At 64.7% G+C, this 20335-nt stretch carries 11 protein-coding genes and 2 pseudogenes; 5 read left to right on the plus strand and 8 right to left on the minus strand.

Annotation, left to right across the window (positions count from 1 at the left end; all coding sequences use genetic code 11):
• Positions 1-37: 37 nt before the first annotated feature.
• Positions 38-280: pseudogene (locus A5708_RS28065) on the plus strand (condensation domain-containing protein); the annotation flags it as partial.
• Positions 281-319: 39 nt separating this feature from the next.
• Here the strand turns inward: A5708_RS28065 and A5708_RS22820 are convergent.
• The 7 genes and pseudogenes from A5708_RS22820 to A5708_RS22855 form a co-directional block, all read right to left on the minus strand.
• Positions 320-4042: pseudogene (locus A5708_RS22820) on the minus strand (non-ribosomal peptide synthetase); the annotation flags it as partial.
• Complete coding sequence (locus A5708_RS22830) at positions 4026-4253, minus strand: MbtH family protein (RefSeq protein WP_065030792.1); 228 nt, start codon at positions 4251-4253, stop codon at positions 4026-4028. The pseudogene A5708_RS22820 and the gene A5708_RS22830, both read right to left, overlap by 17 nt.
• Before the next feature lie 542 nt (positions 4254-4795).
• Complete coding sequence (locus tag A5708_RS22835; protein WP_269199409.1) at positions 4796-6307, minus strand: MFS transporter; 1512 nt, start codon at positions 6305-6307, stop codon at positions 4796-4798.
• Between the two features lie 4 nt (positions 6308-6311).
• Positions 6312-7133, minus strand: coding sequence for an aspartyl/asparaginyl beta-hydroxylase domain-containing protein (locus A5708_RS22840; protein ID WP_196772722.1), 822 nt, complete (start codon positions 7131-7133; stop codon positions 6312-6314).
• Between the two features lie 286 nt (positions 7134-7419).
• Positions 7420-7647, minus strand: a complete 228-nt coding sequence (locus A5708_RS22845) for an MbtH family protein (protein WP_065030794.1) — start codon at positions 7645-7647, stop codon at positions 7420-7422.
• Positions 7648-8310: 663 nt separating this feature from the next.
• Positions 8311-10902, minus strand: a complete 2592-nt coding sequence (locus A5708_RS22850; protein WP_065030822.1) for a helix-turn-helix transcriptional regulator — start codon at positions 10900-10902, stop codon at positions 8311-8313.
• Between the two features lie 480 nt (positions 10903-11382).
• A complete protein-coding gene (locus tag A5708_RS22855) occupies positions 11383-14055 on the minus strand; it encodes a helix-turn-helix transcriptional regulator (protein WP_065030795.1) in 2673 nt (890 codons plus the stop codon).
• Positions 14056-15231: 1176 nt separating this feature from the next.
• Here A5708_RS22855 and A5708_RS22860 point away from each other — a divergent pair.
• From A5708_RS22860 to A5708_RS22870, 3 genes are read left to right on the plus strand one after another with little or no spacing between them, the layout of a single operon-like run.
• Entirely contained in the window at positions 15232-15633 is a 402-nt protein-coding gene (locus A5708_RS22860) for a helix-turn-helix domain-containing protein (protein WP_231117997.1), read from the plus strand.
• Positions 15602-16099, plus strand: a complete 498-nt coding sequence (locus tag A5708_RS22865) for an ImmA/IrrE family metallo-endopeptidase (protein WP_231117995.1) — start codon at positions 15602-15604, stop codon at positions 16097-16099. The genes A5708_RS22860 and A5708_RS22865 overlap by 32 nt, the downstream gene beginning before the upstream one ends.
• 32 nt (positions 16100-16131) lie before the next feature.
• Entirely contained in the window at positions 16132-17307 is a 1176-nt protein-coding gene (locus tag A5708_RS22870) for a DUF6545 domain-containing protein (RefSeq protein WP_155766155.1), read from the plus strand.
• Positions 17308-17330: 23 nt separating this feature from the next.
• Here A5708_RS22870 and mshC read toward each other — a convergent pair whose 3' ends face one another.
• Complete coding sequence (gene mshC, locus A5708_RS22875; protein ID WP_065030798.1) at positions 17331-18566, minus strand: cysteine--1-D-myo-inosityl 2-amino-2-deoxy-alpha-D-glucopyranoside ligase; 1236 nt, start codon at positions 18564-18566, stop codon at positions 17331-17333.
• A gap of 218 nt (positions 18567-18784) precedes the next feature.
• Between mshC and A5708_RS22880 the strand changes: the two genes are divergently transcribed.
• Positions 18785-20335 carry an aldehyde dehydrogenase family protein gene (locus tag A5708_RS22880; protein ID WP_065030799.1) on the plus strand — a complete coding sequence of 517 codons (1551 nt, stop codon included), beginning with the start codon at positions 18785-18787 and terminating at the stop codon, positions 20333-20335.

The raw sequence follows: 20335 nt of genomic DNA on the forward strand, positions 1-20335 counted from the left end.
CGCGCAGCTGGCTTATTGGGAGCAGGAGCTGGCCGGGATGCCCGAGCGGCTGGCGTTGCCCACCGATCGGCCCTACCCGACGGTGGCCGATCAGCGCGGCGCCAGTGTGGCCGTGGAGTGGCCGGCCGAGCTGCAGCAGCGGGTGCGCAGCGTGGCCCGTGAGCACAACGCGACCAGCTTCATGGTGATGCAGGCCGCCTTGGCGGTGTTGTTGGCCAAGCTCAGCGCCAATTCTGATGTGGCGGTGGGGTTCCCGATCGCCGGGCGCGGTGATCCCGCACTCGATGAACTGGTGGGCTTCTTCGTCAATACCTTGGTGCTGCGCGCCGATCGGGCTCTCGGGATCGGCCAGATCGCCGAGCTGCGCACGCTGCCACAGCGTGTAATCGATGTACTGCACCGCCAATGGCGCCCAGTCCGGGGCCTGCCCCGCACACCGGCTGGCATAAGCCACCCCCAGATCGGCCACCAGGGGGGTGACCGACAAGCCGTCGGCGGCAATGTGGTGCACCGCGGCCACCAGCACATGCTCGTCGTCGGCGACGCGGAAAAGCGTTGCCCGCAACGGGATTTCGGTGGCTAAATCAAACGGGTGACGCACCGTGGGATCGATGGCCTCCTCTAGCCGGCCTGCCGACCAGCCGGTGGCGTCGACGACCTGCCAGCCCAAGTCGGCTCGCTCGGGGGACACCACCAGCTGCCGGGCGATCCCGTCGGGGGCGACGAACAAGGTGCGCAGGCTCTCGTGGCGAGCCACCACATCGGCCAACGCCCTACCCAGCGCGTCGGCATCAAGGCGCCCGCTGAACCGCAACGCCACCGCCATGTTGTAAACCGGTGAGGGCCCCTGCAACTGATCAATGAACCACAACCGCTGCTGGGCAAACGACAACGGCACCACCGCCGGCCGCTCCACGGCCACCAACGGCTCCAACCCACCCCCATCGATACCGATGCGGGGCGCCAACTGGGCCACCGTGGGCGCCTCGAACACCGTGCGCACCGCCAGGTGAGTATCCAGGCCGGCGTTGACCGCGGCGACCAGGCGCATCGCGGACAGCGAATCCCCACCCAAATCGAAGAACGAATCATCGACACCGACCCGCTCGAGGCCGAGTACCTGGGCGTAGATACCGGCCAGGATCTCCTCGGTGTGGTTGGAAGGAGCACGGTATTGGCCGGCGTGCTTCTGGTACTCCGGTGCGGGCAGGGCTCGGGTGTCAAGTTTGCCGCTGACCGTCAACGGCAGCGCGTCGAGGACCACCACCGCGGCCGGAACCATATATTCCGGCAGCCGCTCGGCCAGCTGGAGGCGTAGCTCGGCCGGCTCGGCGGTCCCGGTGACGTACGCCACCAGTCGCTTGTCGCCGGGACGGTCCTCACGGGCGATCACCGCCGCCTGATCCACCCCATCGAGTGCGGCCAGCGCCGCGCGGATTTCCCCGAGTTCGATGCGATAGCCGCGGACCTTGACCTGCTCATCGGCACGGCCCAGATATTGCAGCTGCCCATCAGCGCCCCAGCGCACCAGATCCCCGGTGCGATACATCCGCGCCCCGGGCCTCCCGAATGGGCAGGCCGTAAACCGCGACCCGGTCAATCCAGGCCGGCCCACATACCCACACGCCACGCCGCGACCGGCCACATACAACTCACCGACCACCCCAGCCGGTACCGGCCGCAACCACTCATCGAGCACGAATAGCGCCGCAGTCGGCACCGGCGCACCGATCGGCGGTGTCCCCGATCCCGCCGCCAATGCACTCATTGACGCATATACCGTGGCCTCGGTCGGGCCATAGGCGTTGATCACCACCCGCCCCGGCGCCCACCGATCCACCATCTCGGCCGGACATGCCTCACCGCCGAGCAATAGCGCCACCGACTCCAGCCCTTCCGGCGACAACGTCCCCACCGCAGAAGGAGTCTGGGTCAACACATTTACCCGTTCACCGACCAGCAGGGCGTGGAAATCATCCGGGGAGCCGACCACCTCGTCGGGCACGACCACCAGCCGGCTGCCACCAAGCAGCGCGGCCCAGATCTCCCACACCGAGAAATCGAACGCATAAGAGTGACACTGCGTCCACACCTGCGCCGCCGGCAGATCTGAAGGCTGTGAGTCCGCCAAATGGGTCAGGTTATGGTGGGTGACCGCCACCCCCTTGGGCACCCCGGTAGTGCCCGAGGTGTAAATGAGATAAGCAATGTCGTCAGGGGTCGGCACCGAGAACGCTGTGCTGGGTTGCGCTTCCACAGCCTTGTCGTTGATATCGATGACCATCACGTCATGCCCGTCCAGCCGGGAGCGCAGCTCCGCGGTGGTGATCACGGCCGTCGGCGCGGCATCGGCCATCATGAAACCGATCCGTGCCGCCGGCAGCGCCGGGTCGATCGCCAGGTAAGCCGACCCCGCCTTCAGTACCGCCAGCATCGCGACGATGGCCGTGGATGACCGGTCCAACAACAACGCCACCCGTTGCCCCGCACCCACCCCATGGCCGATCAGCAAGTGCGCCAACCGGTTAGCCGCTTCCTCGAGTTCCCGATAGGTCATCGAGCGGCCCTCGAAAGTCACCGCCACAGCCTCTGGGGCGCGGGCCACCTGCTCAGCGAACAGCACCGGGACCGACACCGGCGGCGGAGCGGGCTCGGTCAACACCGACCGATTACCCCACCCATCCAGCCGGGCGCGCTCACCGGCATCCAGCACATGTACCGACGACAATGACCGCGTTGGATCAGCGGCCATCGCCACCAACAGCCGCTGCAACCGCCCCGCTAAATCCGAGACGTCAAAACTCGAAAAAGGCTGCCCGGCGCCGGCCGTGCTGAAAAGCTGCTCATCACCGAATCCGTAGAACAACAGCCCAAAGTGACCTATTGGGCCAAAAGTCGTATAGGTCGCTGTTGCCGGAACACCGCCGAGATCCAGGGTCAGTCTGGCAGGCACGAAATTCAGCACTACGCGATTTGCCGCCCGCCCGAGGCCGCGAACATCACCGTCGCCCTCAAGAAGGTGCACCGGAAACCGCTGATGTTTCACCGCTTCTCGTATTCGTGTGTCAACGTGTTTACAGAAGTCGGCTACCAAGGCTTCCGGCTTGGTCGTCAAGACCAGCGGTACCACCCCGGCCACCATCCCGGGAAGCAGCTTTGACGTTGGACCTACTCGCCTGCTGACCGGGAAGTTGAATACCACCTCTGAACCGTCAGCGTCGAACGCACCCACCAAAAGTGCGCACGCTGCGGTGAGGACCGATGATCGACGGATACCCAACCTCTTGGATAGTTCTTTGATTCGGCCGAGGACGCATGGATCCAATTGAACCGGCGCCGACGGCCAATACGAATCCGGCTCGCTCGGGGCTTGAGGCAACCGATAATCCGGTCCGTTTTGCTGGGGAAGGTTTTCGCTCCAATAGGCCTGATCTTCCAAATAATCGCTGGACGCTTCGTACTCTGTCTCGCAGTCAACCAAGTCCTGTAACGAGCCAAAAAATGCAGGTGGGATCGGCGCGCCGGTAACAATTGCAGAGTAAATAGTTGCAATCCGACGACCTACCAGGGCAATGCCGGTTCCGTCTATGATTATGTGGTGGCTGCATACGAACCAGTAATATTCGTCCGGCCGTGTCTGGAATAGCGCAAATTTGAACAGCGGGCCGCTGAACGGCATCGGCGTGCGTTGGATCGATGACGCTAGTTCGTGGGCTTCCTGCACGGCATGGTCCGAGCCCCTGAGGTCATAGAAGGCCAGCTCTACATCCGGGTAGTCGATCGCCCGCTGGAAAACCTGGCCATCCACCTCGAAGAAGGCGGCCCTGCCCGGTTCGTCCTCCCCCACCGCCCGGCGGATGGCCCACTCGAGGGCCTCACGGTCTACCGCGCCCTCGATTCGCACGAAGAGGCCAAGCTGCCACTCCGTACCGAGCTGACCCGTTTCCTGCGAAAGCCAAATGTCTAACTGCCCGTGCGTCAGCGGGTATCCCCAGTCGTCGCGATCCGTCGGCTGCCCGCACGGCTCATATATCAAAACCACGGCCCGCCACCCTCTCGCGCAAACTCTTCGGACGTATATCGGCCCAGTTCTGTTCGATGTACTCGAGGCACGCAGCGCGATCCGCTTCGCCGTAAGCCATCTGCCAGCCGGCTGGAATCTCGGCGAACGCCGGCCACAGGCTGTGCTGCTCTTCGTCGTTGATCAAGACGCAAAAGCTGCCACTGTCATCCTCAAAAGGATTGATACTCATCAGTCCTCCAAATCCTTTTCGGCATGGGTCGAACAGTTCGCTGCACTAGCTATTTCGACCAGTTACCCCCGGGGGGTTTGGGCCGGCAACGGTCCCGCCCGTTGCATGATCCAGAGCGTTGTGGGTTTCAAACCCTTTGTCTGGCTTATCAAGCCGGGTAGCGTAGTCAGGATCTGCACATCGAGTGGTAGACGCAAACCGACAGAGTGGCTTGCGTAGTGACAGGCAACAATCACCGAAGATACGCGTGCTGGCGCGGATTACATTCTGCAACAGCGTGTTTCGTCGAGAGTGCCGACGTTGGCCGTTACGCAGGGGCTCGGACCTCGGCCGCGACGACCATGAGGGCCGTTGCCGGACACCCCGTACGTCGGGCTGAACTCGTCATTTGCCTTGGGCCTGCTTCACCTTGAAGTAGGTGGATGAGGCGGTGGCGCCTGCTTTTTGACGCCGAGCTTCGCCAAGATCCGGTGGGCGTCGCACACCCTACGGGCCAAGGCAAGCAGTCCGGTCCGTGCTCTGTAGACGTAGCCGGCTACGCGCTACAGCTCCCCGGCGTCGATGGCTTTCTTCACCTCCTGCGCGTGGGCCACCTGCTCGGCGGTGTACCCGATCAGCAGCGCCACCCCGCCAAGCAGCACGACCACCCCAGCCAGCCACAGCATTCCATAGGTATAGCCGCTGTCCAGCGCATGCAACTGGGCGGCGTTCATGGAGTTCACCGGACCGAGGGTGCCGCCCAGGGATAGCGTGCGCGACATGATGGCAACCTGGACGACGACCAAAACCAGCGGTCCGCCCAAGGTCTGCAGCATCACTGAAATCGCCGATGTGGGCCCGATGCGGTCGAACCCGACGCTGGCGATCACCGATAGCGTCAGCGGGACGAAGATCGCGCCGATACCCATAGCGCCAACGATCAGCGGCAAAACAAGATTCGGGAAGTACGGCATGCCGCGGTTGAAGGTCGAGCCGTACAGCGTCGCGCCCAAAATCAAGCTGGCGCTGAGGATCACCACCACTCGCGGCGGAAACCACATCATCAGCTTCGACGCCAGGCCCACCCCGATGGCCACCGCGATACCGAACGGGATGAAGGCAACGCCAGCGTGCAGCGGACTGTAGCCCATGATGGTCTGCACGTACAGGCCGACGAGCACCGTCAGGGTGAAAAACACTCCGCCGGCAAGGAATGTAGCCGCGAACGCGGCCAGCCGGTTGCGGTCGAAGAATAGGTTGAAGGGCACGATCGGGTTTTCGGCGGTGCGCTCCACCACGACGAACGCCACAAAACCGGCTAGAGCCACCAAGGCTGAACCGATCGTGGTGGCCGATCGCCACCCCACCTCCGGGCCCATCGAGAGACCGAACACGGCGGCGGTACAGCTCAACGTGGCCAGTACAGCCCCGGTGGCGTCGAGCTTCATCCGCTCCTTCTGCGTTTCCTGCCGCGTGATGACGGCCAGGTAGATAACCGCCAGCCCGATCGGTACGTTCACCAAAAACGCCAACCGCCAAGACACGTCGGTGAGCGCCCCGCCCACCACCAGGCCCAGCACCCCGCCGAGGCCGGTCATCGCGCCGAGCACCGCAGTCGCCGCATTGCGTGTCGACCCCTTCGGGAACGTGGTCGCTATTAACGCCAAATTGGTCGGTGCGATGATTGCGGCGGCCGCGCCGTGCAGCAGCCGTGCCGCTATCAGTGTGCTTCCGTCCCAGGCGATGCCGCACAACGTCGAGGCGAAAGTGAACAGCGCGACTCCGACGATGAAAGCGCGCTTGCGGCCGACGGTGTCACCCAGTCGGCCACCCAGCAGCATCAGGCCGCCAAAGGTCAGCATGTAGGCGGTGATCACCCAGCTCCGCGCGGCATCCGACAGGCCCAGCTCGTTCTGGATCCTGGGAAGCGCGAAGATCGCGACAGGGCCGTCCATCGCCACCATCAGCTGCATGCCGCCGATCGCGACGATTACGGCGAACCGGCGAGACCGCAGGAAAGCGGGAACGTATCTCTTCGTATGGTGGAGCGTGGTCGGTTCGGTAGACATCTTCAAACCGCTACTTCGCTGCGGCGCCCTGATTGACGAGGGCCTCGAAACGCTTTTCCCAGCGAAGATAGTTACCGGCGAGGCCGGTGAGAGGCACGAAGGGCATCGCGATCACCGACGTGAACACCGCGTTCACGACATTCGCCGGGAAGCGCATCGGCCGCATGATGTCGACAAAAAGGATCACCCGTACCCCGTCGGTCCGGTTCCACGCCTCGTGCTCGAAGGTGTCATCGAAGATCATCACCTTGCCCTCCTGCCAATGACGGGTCTGCGAACCCACTCGGATGGCACACATCTCGGCCGGCTCGGGAATGAGCAGCCCGAGATGGAGGCGGAGCACGCCCTTCCAGGGACCACGATGCGGCGGCAGGTGCTTGCCGGGCGCGAGGATGGAAAAGAACGCGGTCTTCATGCCCGGCATCTGCTTGAGGAGCTTGGTTGTTTCCGGACAGCGGCGGCAATTCCCCCGCGCCTTAAGACCGTAGGCGTAGAAGAAGAAAGTCTTCCAGCCGTCGTCCTGGGTGAGCGCCTTCTGGGCCGGCTGGAGTTCCTGGAAGGCAGGAATGTCCGCCGCATAGGGCAGAAGCGCATCGAGCTCCGCGCGGACCTTGCGCCAATCAGCCTCGATCGCCCCAACCCAGGGAAAGTCCTTCGGATCGAAAAACTCTTGGTCACCGTACGTCGAGGCGCGTCCAATGAAGTTTTCAAACCGGAAGAACATGTTTTGTAAGAATTGGAAGAGCCAGATGCGCGTTCGCAACAAGAATCCTTGCGGCTGCGTGTCGCTCACCACAACGTTACCCATCAAATCGTGCTCGATTCTTTCCATGGACCCCAGCCTCTCTCAGTGTGATGTCAATCTTGTCCACATCGCCCGTTGGAAGACCTGGCCATCCGCCTCGAAGATGGCGGCCCTGCCCCGTTCGGCCTCCCGGACCGCCCGGTGGATCGCCCACTCGAGGGCATCACGGTCTACCGCGCCCTCGATTTTGACGAATTGGCCTAGCTGCCATTGCCTATCGGACTGGCCCGATTCCTGTGCAAGCCAAGTGTCTAGCTGCCCGCGCGTCAGCGGATATGCCTGGCCGTCGGGTTCCGTCGGCCGCCCGCACGGTTCAACTATCAAAACCACGGCTTGCCAGCCTCTCGCGCAGACTCTTCGGACGTATGTCAGCCCAGTTCTGCTCGATGTACTCCAGACACGCAGCGCGATCGGCTTCCCCGTAGACCGTCTGCCAGCCGGCTGGAATCTCGGCGAAGGCCGGCCAGAGGCTGTGCTGCTCTTCGTCGTTGACCAGGACAAAAAAGCTGCCATTGTCGTCGTCGAACGGGTTGGTACTCACCAGTCCTCCAAATTTTGCTTTGACATGAGCCGAACAGTTGAGTGCACTAGCTGGTGCTGGCCGGGCGCCCGAACGCGGTCTCGACGAAGTGCATGACCCAGAGCGTCGTGGGTTTCAATCCTGTTGTCAGGCTTATCAAGTCGGTAGCGTAGTCAGGACCCCCACATAGAGTGGTAGGCGCAAGCCGACAGAGTGGTGGCTCTGCGGAGACAGGAAATTGCACAACCGAAAATTAGCCTATTGCCCTGAATTACCTTGTGCAACAGGGATTTTCGTTGCCGCTGCCGGCTTCCTCTCTTACGTAGTGCCGCAACGCCGCCCGAGGTGGCCGTGGGGTCCGTGCTGAACACTCGCGCGGCGTGGGCTCCTTCTATGTCCTGGCGCGTTCCAGATGGGTACCCGGCTGCTGGTTTTCGATGGACATGAGCCATCGCGGAACGTCGGTCATGACGTACCGATGTCGCCGTCTCCTGTTCCTGGACGAATCCGGACTTAGCAGCTGGACACGCTGGTCGCGCGGCACAAGCCCACCTGCTATTTCCCTGTGCAGGAGGGATTTTCGGTTTTCAGTTGGCTGCGACTCTCAGAGGCGCAGGCGGACCACGGGCCGGCGGCGCAGCTCCCGACCGGCCGCCCTACCCGATGCCCGGACAACCTGTTGCTTCACGACGCATCTCGGTTGATCAGATGGATGAGTTGGTCACGGTTGTTGATGCCGAGTTTGGTGAAAAGGCGGTACAGGTGTCCCTCCACCGTGCGTACCGAAATGACCAGCCGGTCGGCGATCTCGCGGTTGGACAGCCCTGCCGCGACCAGACTGACGATCTGACGTTCACGTCCGCTGAAGGGAAGCGGGTGCGCCGCGGCCTCGAGCGCCGGTGTGCGTGACCCGCATTGGTTGGCCAACGCGTGCGCCCACGTCGACGACTCGACCTCCTTGCGACGGTCGCCGCGACGGGCATGTTCGCCGGCCGCCTGAGCCGCCGCATCGGCGGCGAAAGCCAGTGCGCCGAGATCGGCGAATCGATGGGCCGCGGCATCGAGCAGGTCGCCGTCGTGTTGTGCCAGCCCGCGCGCGTGGTCGGCGACCGCTTGCGCCGATGCGGAGTTCAAGGTTCGGGCGAGCTCATCTACTCGCGTGGCCTGCGAACGATCGCCGAAGCGAATGGCTGCATGGCGTGCCCGCATCTCGGCAACGTGCATCCCGGCTGTCCGCGCGATCTGCGCCGCTTGCATTGCATGTGTCTGGGCGGCCGTCGTGTCGCCGGCCGCTGCCCGCTCCCAGGCCCGGGCGAGTTCCAGTTCGGGCAAGAACACCGCGACATGTGGTCCGTATGCTTCCTCCGCATGCCGCAACGCCGCTGCCGCCGCCGCATCGTCGCCGCGCGTCCCCTCGGCTTGGGCCAGCAGGGCGGCCACCACCAGCAACCAGGGTGACGGAAAGCCTTGGGACAGTTGGGAAATGCACCGGGCTAGAGTGGCGCACGCTGTCGAGAGCTCACCGCGGGTAACCTGCACGAGCCCGAGCATCGCGTCGACCATGGCCTCCGCTGCGGGAAGACCCGTAGCCAGTGCGGCGTAGCGCTTGTGGATTCGGTCGGCCGCCGGATAGTCACCGGCGGCGGTCGCGACCATAACCTCGGCCAGTCCGATGGCGAACCGCTGCGCTCCTGCCCTGCAGAGCGTCGTCGCGCGCACGCCGGCAGCGGCTATGCGGCCGACTTCGGAGAAACGGCCGGCCGCCATCAAGGCACCGCAAGTCGCGACAGCCGCCCACACGGTCGCCATCGGCACTACACCGGGCTCACACAGCCCGGGCCCGAGCTCGATCGTCGTCTCAATGTCGCCGCGGAAGAACCCGATTGAAACCTCGAACGCATTGATCAGCTCGAGACCGCCCTCGGTCATGAGACGCTGTTTCACCTCGGTGAGTACGCGCATCGCGGTTTCGGCGTCACCGCATCCCCAGGCCAAGTTCGCAGCGCGCAGACAACCCCACCGCGCGATCAACAACTCGTCGGCGTCATCGACGTCGACATCCAAAAGGATGGACTCGGCCTCGTCGCCGCGGCCCTGCCAACTCACCGCCTCGGCAAGCACCAACGCGGCCGGCAACCCGCCACCACGATCGACCGCAAACCTCGCCAGCTCTTCACCCAGCACCACATTCGACATCGCCAGCGCATCCGCCGCCGCCTTGACAGCCACATCGAGGTCGGCTTCCAAATCGCTGCGCATCATGAACTGCGCCAGCTGGATACGGCCACGGGGATCCGAGATCTGCGAGCGCCGCCCCACTGCCCGCAGATGCCTGCGAAGAGCTTTCGCCAAAATGCCGTTGAGTTGCCGCGAGCGCACCACCCCGGCATGGCGGACCGCGGCTTCACCGAGCATGGGGTGATTCAATTGCGCCACGGTGTGGGATCCGTCGGCAACCAACTGGATCAGACCACGGCGCTCCAGGTTTGCCATTGCGTCCGCATCGCAGATGTCACGCAGGATTTCCAACTCCAGCAATTCGGCGGTGGCCAAGAGCTCCACCACCTCCAGTTCCGCAGAACTCAGCGATTGCAGCCGAAACTCCAAAGCATCGTTGAGTTCGCGATCCGGGCGCAGCGGGCCCTGAAGACGCCAGCCGTGATCGGTGTGTACCAGAGCCCCGCTTTCCCGGCCCGCGGTGAGGAAGCCACGCAGCAGCAACAGATTGCCCGCACTGCGTTCAAACAACTCATCAACCAGCCCGGGCTCGACCGGGCCCCCCAGGACCGCGTCGGCCAATAGGCCGGTCTGCTCGCGGGTGAAGGGATCGATGTGAACGGTCAGCAACATGCGCTCTTTCAATAACGCGGTCACCGCATCCAAGACCGGATCGCCGGACCGGATCGTCACGATCAACCGCGCACTACGGCCGGCCGCAAGTTGATTGATCAAGGTGGCTGACAACGGATCGAGCAACTGCGCCTCGTCGACCACCACCACCAGGTTCTTGTCTTGGCCCAGAGTGTTGTGCGCGGCCGCCAGCATGATCGCCGGTTCGTGCCCCACTCCGAGGCTGACCACACGGGAAAATGCGCCCAGCGGCACGGCGCAACCCGTTTGAGTGCCCAGCGCGAACCGCACCGTGCGTCCCGCCGACTCGACCGTTTTGGCCAGCATGCGGGCCAGGGTGGACTTGCCCACCCCGCTGTCTCCGACCAACGCCACCCCGTTGAAGTCCCCGTTGTTGAGCGCCGCGAGTGACCGCCGGAACTCCACATCGCGTCCCACAATGGGCCACGTCGACCCGTTAACCCGTTGCGTCAAATGATGTATCTCCCACTCCCACCGAGGTGCCGACATGGCAACCAAACTGTTGCTGGACCGCTCACCGCATGCCGCGAGCCACTGCGGTTCGCATCCGCCGGCCGACCCGTCGAGCTCGCGGCGCTACATAAAGCCGGAGCGCGCCGCTGCCAGATAAAGTCCGAAGAAGTCATAGGAAGCCGCCACGCCCGAGCAGGCCGGCGGGACCACGTCCTCGACTACCTGAAATTCGCTCGGCGGGACCGCATCTGCGGGTCCGGACGAGTCGACATCGTGAACAGCGGTCACGCTCGTGTGCTTCCGACTACCTATCATGGGCCGGAGCGTATGGCCGCTCGAGCGGCCGTCGCCGGAATCTATAGGGAAGTCGAGTGGTGTGCGCGCCGAGATAGAGTAGCGGCCCCTAGAACTCTATACGTTGCCTATACAAACTTAGCCTGCATAGGGGTGAACATCGTCCCCGCGACCCAGTGGTTGGCTGCCGCGGGTCAAGAAGTCTCTCCCCGCAAACGGCTCTCTGGTTGCCAATAAGGCAAGCTGTTCGCGACTGTTGACGCCGAGCTTGGTGAAAAGGCGGTAGAGGTGTCCCTCCACCGTGCGTACCGAAAGGACCAACCGCTCGGCGATGTCACGGTTCGACAAACCGGCCGCGACCAAACCCACGATCTGGCGCTCCCGATCACTGAAGGGAAGCGGGCATATCGCAGCCTCGAGCGCCGGCGTGCGCAACTCGCAACGCCTGGCCAAAGCGTGTGCCCAGGCCGACGACTCGTATCGCTTAGCCCGGTCGCCCCGGCGGGCATGTTCGCCGGCCGCCTGCGCCGCTGTGTCGGCGGCATTCGCCAAGGCGCCGAGATCGGCGAATGAACGTGCCGTGGCATCGAGCAGGTCGCCGTCGTGTTGCGCCAAACCGCGGGCATGATCAGCGACTGCCCCGGCCAGCGCCGTGTCCAGAATACGGGCAAGCTTTTCCAGCCTCGCGGCCTGAGAACGGTCGCCGAAGCGGACCGCCGCATGGCGTGCTCGCATCTCCATCACGTGCGAACCCGCCGCGCGCGCGATCTCCGCCGCTTGCAAGGCGTGCGTCTGGGCGGCCTTCTCGTCGTCGGCCGCTGCCCGCTCCCAGGCGCGCGCAAGCTCGAGTTCCGGCACAAACACCGCAACATGCGGTCCATAGGCTTTGTCCGCGCGTCGCAAAGCCGCGGTGGCCGCCGCGCCGTCACCGCGCGCCCCCTCGGCCTGGGCTTGCCAGGCGCCCACGACCACCAGCCACGGCGACGCAAAACCCTTCGAGAACACGGCGATTGCACTGGTGAACAGAGCGCACGCCGCGGTCAGCTCTCCGCGGCTCAGTCGAATGAGCCCCAGCATCGCGTCAACCATGGCCTCCGCCGCGGGAAGGCCGTCGGTCATCGCGGCGTAACGCTTGTAGATTCGCTCGGCCGCGCAATCATCCCCTGCCGCCGTCGCGGCCATGATCTCGGTCATCCCGATGTTGAATCGATGCGGCCCCAATCCGCACAGTGCAGCCGCACGCACCCCGACGTCCGCTATGCGGCCGATTTCGGAAAAACGCCCGGCCGCCCCCAATGCGGCACAGGTCGGGAAAACGGCCCACACGGTGGCCACCGGCACTTCATCGGACTCGCACAGGCCCGGGCCGACCTCGATCGTCGTCTCGACATCCCCATGGAAGTAGCCGACGGACAGCTCCAACGCATTGATGAGGGTCAGGCCGGCCTCGGACGAGACGCGCTTCTTCACGTCATAGAGCTCTCGAGTGGCGGCTTCGACGTCCCCGCAGCCCCAGAAGAAGTTGGCGGCGCGCAGGCAGCCCCATCGGGCGGTCATGAAGTCGTCGCCGTCGTCGGGTTCGGCGTCGACCAGCACCTCGTCCGCCTCGTCGCCGCGGCCCTGCCAACTCACCGCCTCGGCAAGCACCAACGCGGCCGGCAGCCCCCCACCGCGATCGACCGCAAACCTCGCCAGTTCCTCACCCAGCACCACATTCGACATCGCCAGCGCGTGCTGCGCCGCTTCGACGACCAGATCGAGGTCGGGCTCCATGTCGCTGTGGATCATGAACTGCGCCAACCGGATCCGGCTTCGCAGGCCGGGCTGCTTCAGCCGGTCCCCGGCCCGCTCATGCTTCCGTAGAGCTCGTGCCAATTTGCCGTTGAGTTGCCGGGCGCGCACCATTCCAGCGTGCCGGGTCGCGGCTTCACCGAGCATGGGGTGATTCAACTGCGCCACGGTGTGGGATCCGTCGGCAACCAATTGGATCAGGCCACGACGCTCCAGAGTTGCGATGGCCTCTGCATCGCAGATGTCGCGCAGGATCTCCCACTTCAGCCCCTCGGCGGTGGCCAAGATCTCCACCACCTCCAACTCCTCCGGGCTCAGCGATTGCAGCCGAAACCCCAGAACATCGTGGAGTTCGCGATCCGCGCGCAGGGGGCCCCGCAGTTGCCAGCCTTCCTCGGTGCGGGCCAACGCTCCATTTTCCCGGCCCGCGGTAAGAAAACCACGCAGCAGCAACGGATTTCCCACACTGCGCTCAAACAACTCATCAACCAGACCAGAGTCGACCGGACCGCCCAGAACAGCGCCGGCCAATAGACCCGTCTGCTCGCGGCCGAACGGTTCCACGTGGACGGTCAGCAACAGGCGCTCTTTCAACAATGCGGTCACCGCATCCAGTACCGGCTCACGCGACCGGATCGTCACGATCAACCGCGCACTGCGGCTGGCCGCAAGCTGATTGATCAACGTGGCAGATAGCGGATCGAGCAACTGCGCGTCGTCCACCACCACGACCAGGTTCTTGTCCTTGCTCAAGGTGTCGTGCGCGGCGGCCAGCATGACCGCCGGTTCGTGCGTCACCTGAAGGCTCACCGCGCGGGAGAACGCGCCCAGCGGCACAGCGCAACCCGTTTGAGTGCCCAGCGCGAACCGCACCGTGCGCCCTGCCGACTCAACCGTCTTGGCGAGCATGCGGGCCAGGGTGGATTTGCCCACCCCACTGTCGCCGACCAACGCCACCCCGTGAAACTCCGAGTTGTTCAGCGCCGCCAGTGACCGCCGCAGCTCCACGTCGCGACCCACTACTGGCCACGTCGACCCGACTTCCCCCGACACCGCAAACCCTAGGCTTGCTGGGAGGGCTTGGGCGCCAAGGCGTTTCGCAAAGCCAGGCGCGTGCCCAGTGGGCGACGTTGTGAATCACGAACGGGCCCAAGAGAAGCCCCAGCGACGGCAGCCGAGCGAAGAGCTTGTGGCCGGTCGCGGTCGCTTCCGAGCGGTCGGCGCAGCAGCCTGCCCACCGGCGGCCGCGCCAACTCGCTCTTAGTACGCACCGGACCCAACTCCTTCTGCAGCCCAGTATTTGCCAGAAATATACCCCTATATTGGCGCGACAGCAAAGGCTCGTCCACCGCAGAAATTCGACACTCGTGTAAATTGTTGCAGGGGTTATACAGGTGTTTCATAGATTCACGCCAGCCTTTGGGAGAAGTGCACAGCAAACAACAGACACAGTGCACCACTTCGGATGAGACCGCCCATCGAAGCGGCGCCTGAGACATTTAGGGCCTCGGAATGCAACACTGGCTAACAACGCCGATGGTGTCGGCCAGCCCTGGGAATTCAGCTTTTAGTGGCGCCTCGGTATTTGAGTCGGGCGACATGTACACAACGGGGGAAGTGGTTCGTGACGGACTTCAGGCCCCGATTCGACTTTGCTGCACTTCGTCACGACCTCCTGCCATGCTGGTTCAACTCGCCGTGCGTTGCTTCGCCGGCGCGAAACACGCGGCTGCGCGCAATGTGAAATGTCAAGAGTGTCCGGGCCCCAGGAGCGAAGTTCGATCCCGTGCGATCGCATCCGCCCCATCCCGCTCGCCAGCAAAGCCGGGTCTGCGCACTCGCCAACGAGCGCGTCGATCGCCGACTCGCGGTGCGGCAACCGGGTGGCGAACTGTACACGGCAGTACACGTCACGCATTCAACCGTACGTTGATGAAAATGTAAAACGGAACGGCGACCCCTGTGGATAAACATGGTGAAGCGCTTCACCAGCCGCAGATCCCGAGGTCACAGTCGTGCACCTGAAAAGACTCAGGGTGGCGAATCGGGGGTCGGTCGTCATGAGCGAGCCTGTAACATGGGTACACACTGCTGGCGTTCGCATGAAATGAGAGTGCATTGGGAGTCGACGGCGTCCAGACCACAGGGCCGAGTGACAGCGGACTGGCCACCCGCCTGAACAAGCTTTTCGAGCTGATGCGCAAGGCGGGCACGCCCCCGCTCTCCAACGCCGCGGCCGCGGCGGCGATCACGGATAAAACCGGAGTCCCGATCAGCCCGGCTTACCTTTGGCAACTCAGAAGCGGCCTCAAAACAAACCCGACGGTCGCCCATTTACGGGCGATCGCCGACTATTTCGGCGTGCCGCCGTCCTATCTGATCGATCGAGGCACCGACCCGGCGATCGACGCGCAGCTGAATCTGTTGCAGGCGCTACGTGACAACGGCGTGCGCGATCTGGCGGCCCGTGCATCCGGCTTGACTCCCCAGGCTCTCGACAGCCTGGCGGCAATCGTCGATCACCTCCGCGAACTCGAGCGATTACCCCCTATCTCCTCCCGGCAAAATGACCAGCTCGATGCCGGCATCAAACGCTGACATCCTTGCGCTGACGCGCACGCTCCCGATTCCGGTCCCGTGGGACCGGAACGTCTTCATCGAGAACTTGGGCCAAATGCGCGGTCGGGCGATCCGGCTCGTCCCGGCGGATACGGCCGCGCTGGCGGACAGCCCGTGCGGGCTCTGGCTGGCCTGCGACGACGAAGACGTGATTCTGCATGAGACCGGAACCACCGACTACCACATCGATCAGATCGTGGGCCACGAGATCGGACATATCCTGCTGGGCCATGGTCGTAGCGCCAGCCGCGCCTGCGATGCGGCCGTGTGCCAGGCCTTGCCCGACCTCGATCCCGACACGGTGCGCGCCGTGCTGGGACGCAGCGACTACGGCGGTGACCAGGAGCGCGATGCCGAGATGTTCGCTTCTTTACTGCTGATCGCCGCCGCGGAGGCCGCCGAGCGTCACTCCATGATGCGTAGCGCCTTCTTCCGCCGCCAGTGACCTCCACCATCCCAGGCATCATCGCGTGGCCCGTGATCACGATCATGGGGATGGTTCTCGCGGCACGTTTCCGATGGTGCAGGGCCAACCTCTACCAGACTTACCTCAACAATGTGATGGCTTGGCTGCTGCTGGCCCAGCTGTTGCGGGAGCGCAAGGTCGAAGCGGTGCTGTCCAACAGCGCTCTCATGACCGTGACCACCGCCCAGCAATTATCTTGCGTCGCAATGATTTTAGCGTCCGGTGAATTCGTCGGGTTTACCATGCTGTGGAACAAGGTCTCACCGGAGGAAACGCGCCGCAGTCATCGCTATTACCGCCTGGCCGCCGTCGTGTTGTCGGTGGCATTCCTGGGTGCGGGTACCCGTGCGCGCGTTGCGGGACAGACATTTGAGGTGTCCGGCGGCTGGGACGCGGTGCTGGCGCTGAGCTTGTACCTGACCATGATCGTCATCTTGGTGACCCGGTTGCTGTGGATGTTCGGCTCCGAGCTGATAAGAGCCACCGAGCGTCGCGAATCGCTGCTCGCCGCCGCCGGAATCCTTGCGGTTGTCGTGACGGCAGCGGCGTGCATGGAGGCGCTGGTGTTGGCGGTGAGCGACCAGCTCGGCTGGACTCATACCGTTGGATTCCGGGGCCGGGTTCATGGGTCGGAATTCCTGTGGATGGCCGTCATCGTCTACCTCTTCGGCGCGGTGCCGCTCGTCGTCAGGCTGCATTCGTTTTTCGGGTTGGACCGCATCAGCCGCACCTGGAAGAGTTTGCAGCCACTGCGGCTCAGCATGACGGCCGTGGTGCCGGAAAGCAGTTTCAGCATCGAGCATGACCACCGGCGATTTCAGAAGACCACTCTCCAGCTGCACCAAACCGTCATCGAAATTCGCGACGCGATCCTGCAGCTGCGCCACTATGTGCGTAGTACGGCCCCGGACCAGCTGGCCCGATTCCTTCAGGAAAACTCAGTGCCTGCCGACGAACAGGGCTCCGCGACAACGGCTTTCGAGCTCGCGCACGCCGCCGGGGCCAAGACCGCCGGACATCGACCCGAGACACCCGATAGGGCATTTGCCGTGCGCTCCCGTTCAACAAACCTCTACGAGGAAGCCGTCGATCTGTTGGCGCTGGCGAAATGGTGGACGCCCGCGTTGACGGCCGCCTCACAGGTCATCCCGGACGAACCCGGCGCCGGAACGGCTGTGCCGGCCTGACCCAGAACACACCGCCGCGTCGGCTAGAGGGCCACGCCCAGTAGCGCATCGACGGCGGTCGCCACCAGCCTGGGCGCCTCAGCGTCGTGGCCGCCGTATTCCAGCGCATCGGTGGTCCAGCCATCAAGCGCGGCAAGGACTTTGGGAGTATTCAGGTCATCGGCCAGGTATTGGCGAACCCGCGCGATCAGGTCCGCGGCGTCCGGACCGGCCGGCAGCGCGGCCGCGCTGCGCCAGCGCTGCAGCCGGGCGATGGCCTCGTCGAGCACCTGATCGCTCCAGTACCGGTCGCCGCGATAGTGCCCGGCCAGCAGCCCCAGCCGGATCGCCGCCGGCTCGACGCCCCGGGCGCGCAGCTGCGACACCAGCACCAGGTTGCCGCGGCTCTTGGACATCTTGTGCCCGTCCCAGCCGATCATCCCGGCATGCACGTAGTGGCGCGCGAATCTCCGCTCGCCGCGCACACATTCGGCGTGCGCGGCGGTGAATTCGTGGTGTGGGAAAATCAGGTCGCTACCCCCGCCCTGGATGTCCAGGCCGCTGCCGATGCGACTGAGCGCGATCGCCGCGCACTCGACGTGCCAGCCCGGGCGCCCGGGGCCGAACGGTGACGGCCAGCTTGGTTCCCCCGGCCGCGCGGCCCGCCAGAGCAGGGCATCGAGTTGGTCGGTCTTGCCGGGCCGTTGCGGGTCGCCCCCGCGCTCAGCGAACAGGCGCAGCATGGTGTCGCGGTCGTAGCCGGATTCGTAGCCGAACTGAGGAGTCGCATCGGCGCGGTAGTAGATGTCGGGGTACTCGCCGTCGACGACGTACGCCGCGCCGGAAGCCAGCATCTTCTCGACGAGTTCGACGACCTCGGCGACCGCCTCGGTCGCCCCGACGTACTCGCGGGGCGCCAGGATGCGCAGCGCCGCCATGTCTTCGCGGTACAGCGACACCTCACGCTCGGCCAGGTCGCGCCAGTCGATGCCGTCGCGCTGGGCGCGCTCCAGCAGCGGATCGTCGACGTCGGTGACGTTCTGGACGTAGTGGACGTCGTGGCCGAGATCCAGCCACTGCCGGTAGATCAGATCGAACGCCAGATAGGTCGCCGCGTGGCCCAGATGGGTGGCGTCGTACGGGGTGATGCCGCAGACGTACATCGTGGCGGTCGAACCGGCCGCCACGGGACGCACCTGCCGGTCAGACGTGTCATACAGCCGAAGCTCCGGACCGCGTCCCGACAACACGGGGACCTGTGGGGACGACCACGACTGCATGGCAATCAGCCTAGGCGCGCCGGCGATACGGCCGACGCGGTGGGCCGGGAAGGAGGCGCGCGATCAGCCTTGTTCCGCTGGTCTGGCGCGCCGGCGATGCGGGTCTGAATCACCCGCAGCCATACCCGTCGCGAGCTATATCGCCGCGGCGCGATTTGTGGTTTGCTGAATCCGGTATCGGGCAAATTCGCTCCGTGTCGACGAGCGAGGTGGTTGCCATGTCGACTGACACAACTGACCGACCAGACACCGCGGGCGCGGCCGCACAGCAAGAAGTCGTGGTCAGATGCCCCGCAACGGCACAAGTCGTCGGCGGCGTCCCCGTCTCGACGGCCGCCGAAGTCGAGGCGGTGGCCACCCGATTGCGCATGGCCCAGCCGTTATGGCAGCAAATGAGAATCGACGGCCGCGCGCGGTGGCTGGGCAAGTGGCGCGACTGGATGCTCGACCACCGCGACGACCTGCTGACGCCGCTGCAACTCGAGACGGGCAAGTCCTGGGGCGACACCGGCGTGGAGATCGCCGCGCTGCAGATCATCAACTACTGGATCGACAACGCCGCCGAATTCCTCGCCGATCAGACGGTGCGCCCCTACGGCGCCGCGAACGCGGGCAAGAAGCTGACCCTGGTCTACCAGCCCTATCCCCTCGTCGGGGTGATCACACCGTGGAACGGGCCACTGTCGGTGCCGCTGCTCGACATTCCCGCGGCGCTGATGGCCGGCTGCGCCGTGCTGTCCAAGCCTTCGGAGTTCACGCCGCTGGCGTGGCGGGTGGCGGTCGAGGGCTGGAAGCAGATCGGCGCGCCGGACGTGCTGGACGCGGTGTTCGGTTACGGCGAAACCGGTGCGGCACTGGTTAATACGGTCGACTACGTGATGTTCACCGGTTCGGTGAACACCGGGCGCCGCATCGCCGTCGCGGCCGCCGAGCGGCTGATCCCCTGCAGCCTGGAGCTCGGCGGCAAGGACGCGATGATCGTGTGCGCCGATGCCGACATCGACCGCGCCGTCGACGGCGCGGTCTGGGGCGGCTTCGTCTACACCGGGCAGGTGTGCATCTCGGTGGAGCGGGTCTATGTCGAGGAGCCGATCTACGACGAGTTCGTAAACAAGTTGGTGGCCAAGACATCTGCGCTGCGCACCGGGATGGACTCCGCGCACGACTACTCCTGCGAGGTCGGGTCGATGACCACAGCGCAGCAACTCGCGATCGTGTCCCGCCACGTCGACGACGCCGTGAGCAAAGGCGCGAAAGTGCTCGCCGGCGGGAAGGCGGGCGACGACGGCGGCCTGTTCTACGAGCCGACGGTGCTGGTCGACGTGAACCACGACATGGATTGCATGCGCGAGGAGACCTTCGGCCCGACGCTGCCCGTCATGAAGGTGCGCGACGTCGCCGAGGCCGTCGAGCGGGCTAACGACTCCAACCTGGGGTTGTCCGGCAGCGTGTGGACGCGGGACAAAGACAAGGCGATGTCGGTTGCGCGGCAGATGAATACGGGCAGCGTCAACATCAACAACGTGATCGCCAGCCTGCTGCAGTTCGGGCTTCCGATGGTGGGATGGAAGGAATCGGGAATCGGTTCCCGCTCCGGCGGCGCCGACGGCATTCGCAAATACTGCCGCCAGAAGGCCATCGCCGCCGACCGGGTCGCGATGAAAAAGGAGCTGCTCTGGTACCCCTACAGCCGCAAGAAGGGCAGCCTCGTCGAAAACATGGTCCGGGTGCTCTCGGCGAAAGACTGGCGGCGTCGGTTGGGGCGGTAG

The sequence above is a fragment of the Mycobacterium colombiense genome (assembly GCF_001672755.1).
GTDB lineage: Bacteria > Actinomycetota > Actinomycetes > Mycobacteriales > Mycobacteriaceae > Mycobacterium > Mycobacterium colombiense_C.

Bases quoted from the DNA above. Each gene is read 5' to 3' on its own strand.
- A5708_RS22830 (WP_065030792.1), bottom strand. From the start codon at position 4,253: ATGAGTATCAATCCTTTTGAGGATGACAGTGGCAGCTTTTGCGTCTTG.
- A5708_RS22840 (WP_196772722.1), bottom strand. From the start codon at position 7,133: ATGGAAAGAATCGAGCACGATTTGATGGGTAACGTTGTGGTGAGCGAC.
- A5708_RS22860 (WP_231117997.1), top strand. From the start codon at position 15,232: ATGCGCAAGGCGGGCACGCCCCCGCTCTCCAACGCCGCGGCCGCGGCG.
- A5708_RS22865 (WP_231117995.1), top strand. From the start codon at position 15,602: ATGACCAGCTCGATGCCGGCATCAAACGCTGACATCCTTGCGCTGACG.
- mshC (WP_065030798.1), bottom strand. From the start codon at position 18,566: ATGCAGTCGTGGTCGTCCCCACAGGTCCCCGTGTTGTCGGGACGCGGT.
- A5708_RS22880 (WP_065030799.1), top strand. From the start codon at position 18,785: ATGTCGACTGACACAACTGACCGACCAGACACCGCGGGCGCGGCCGCA.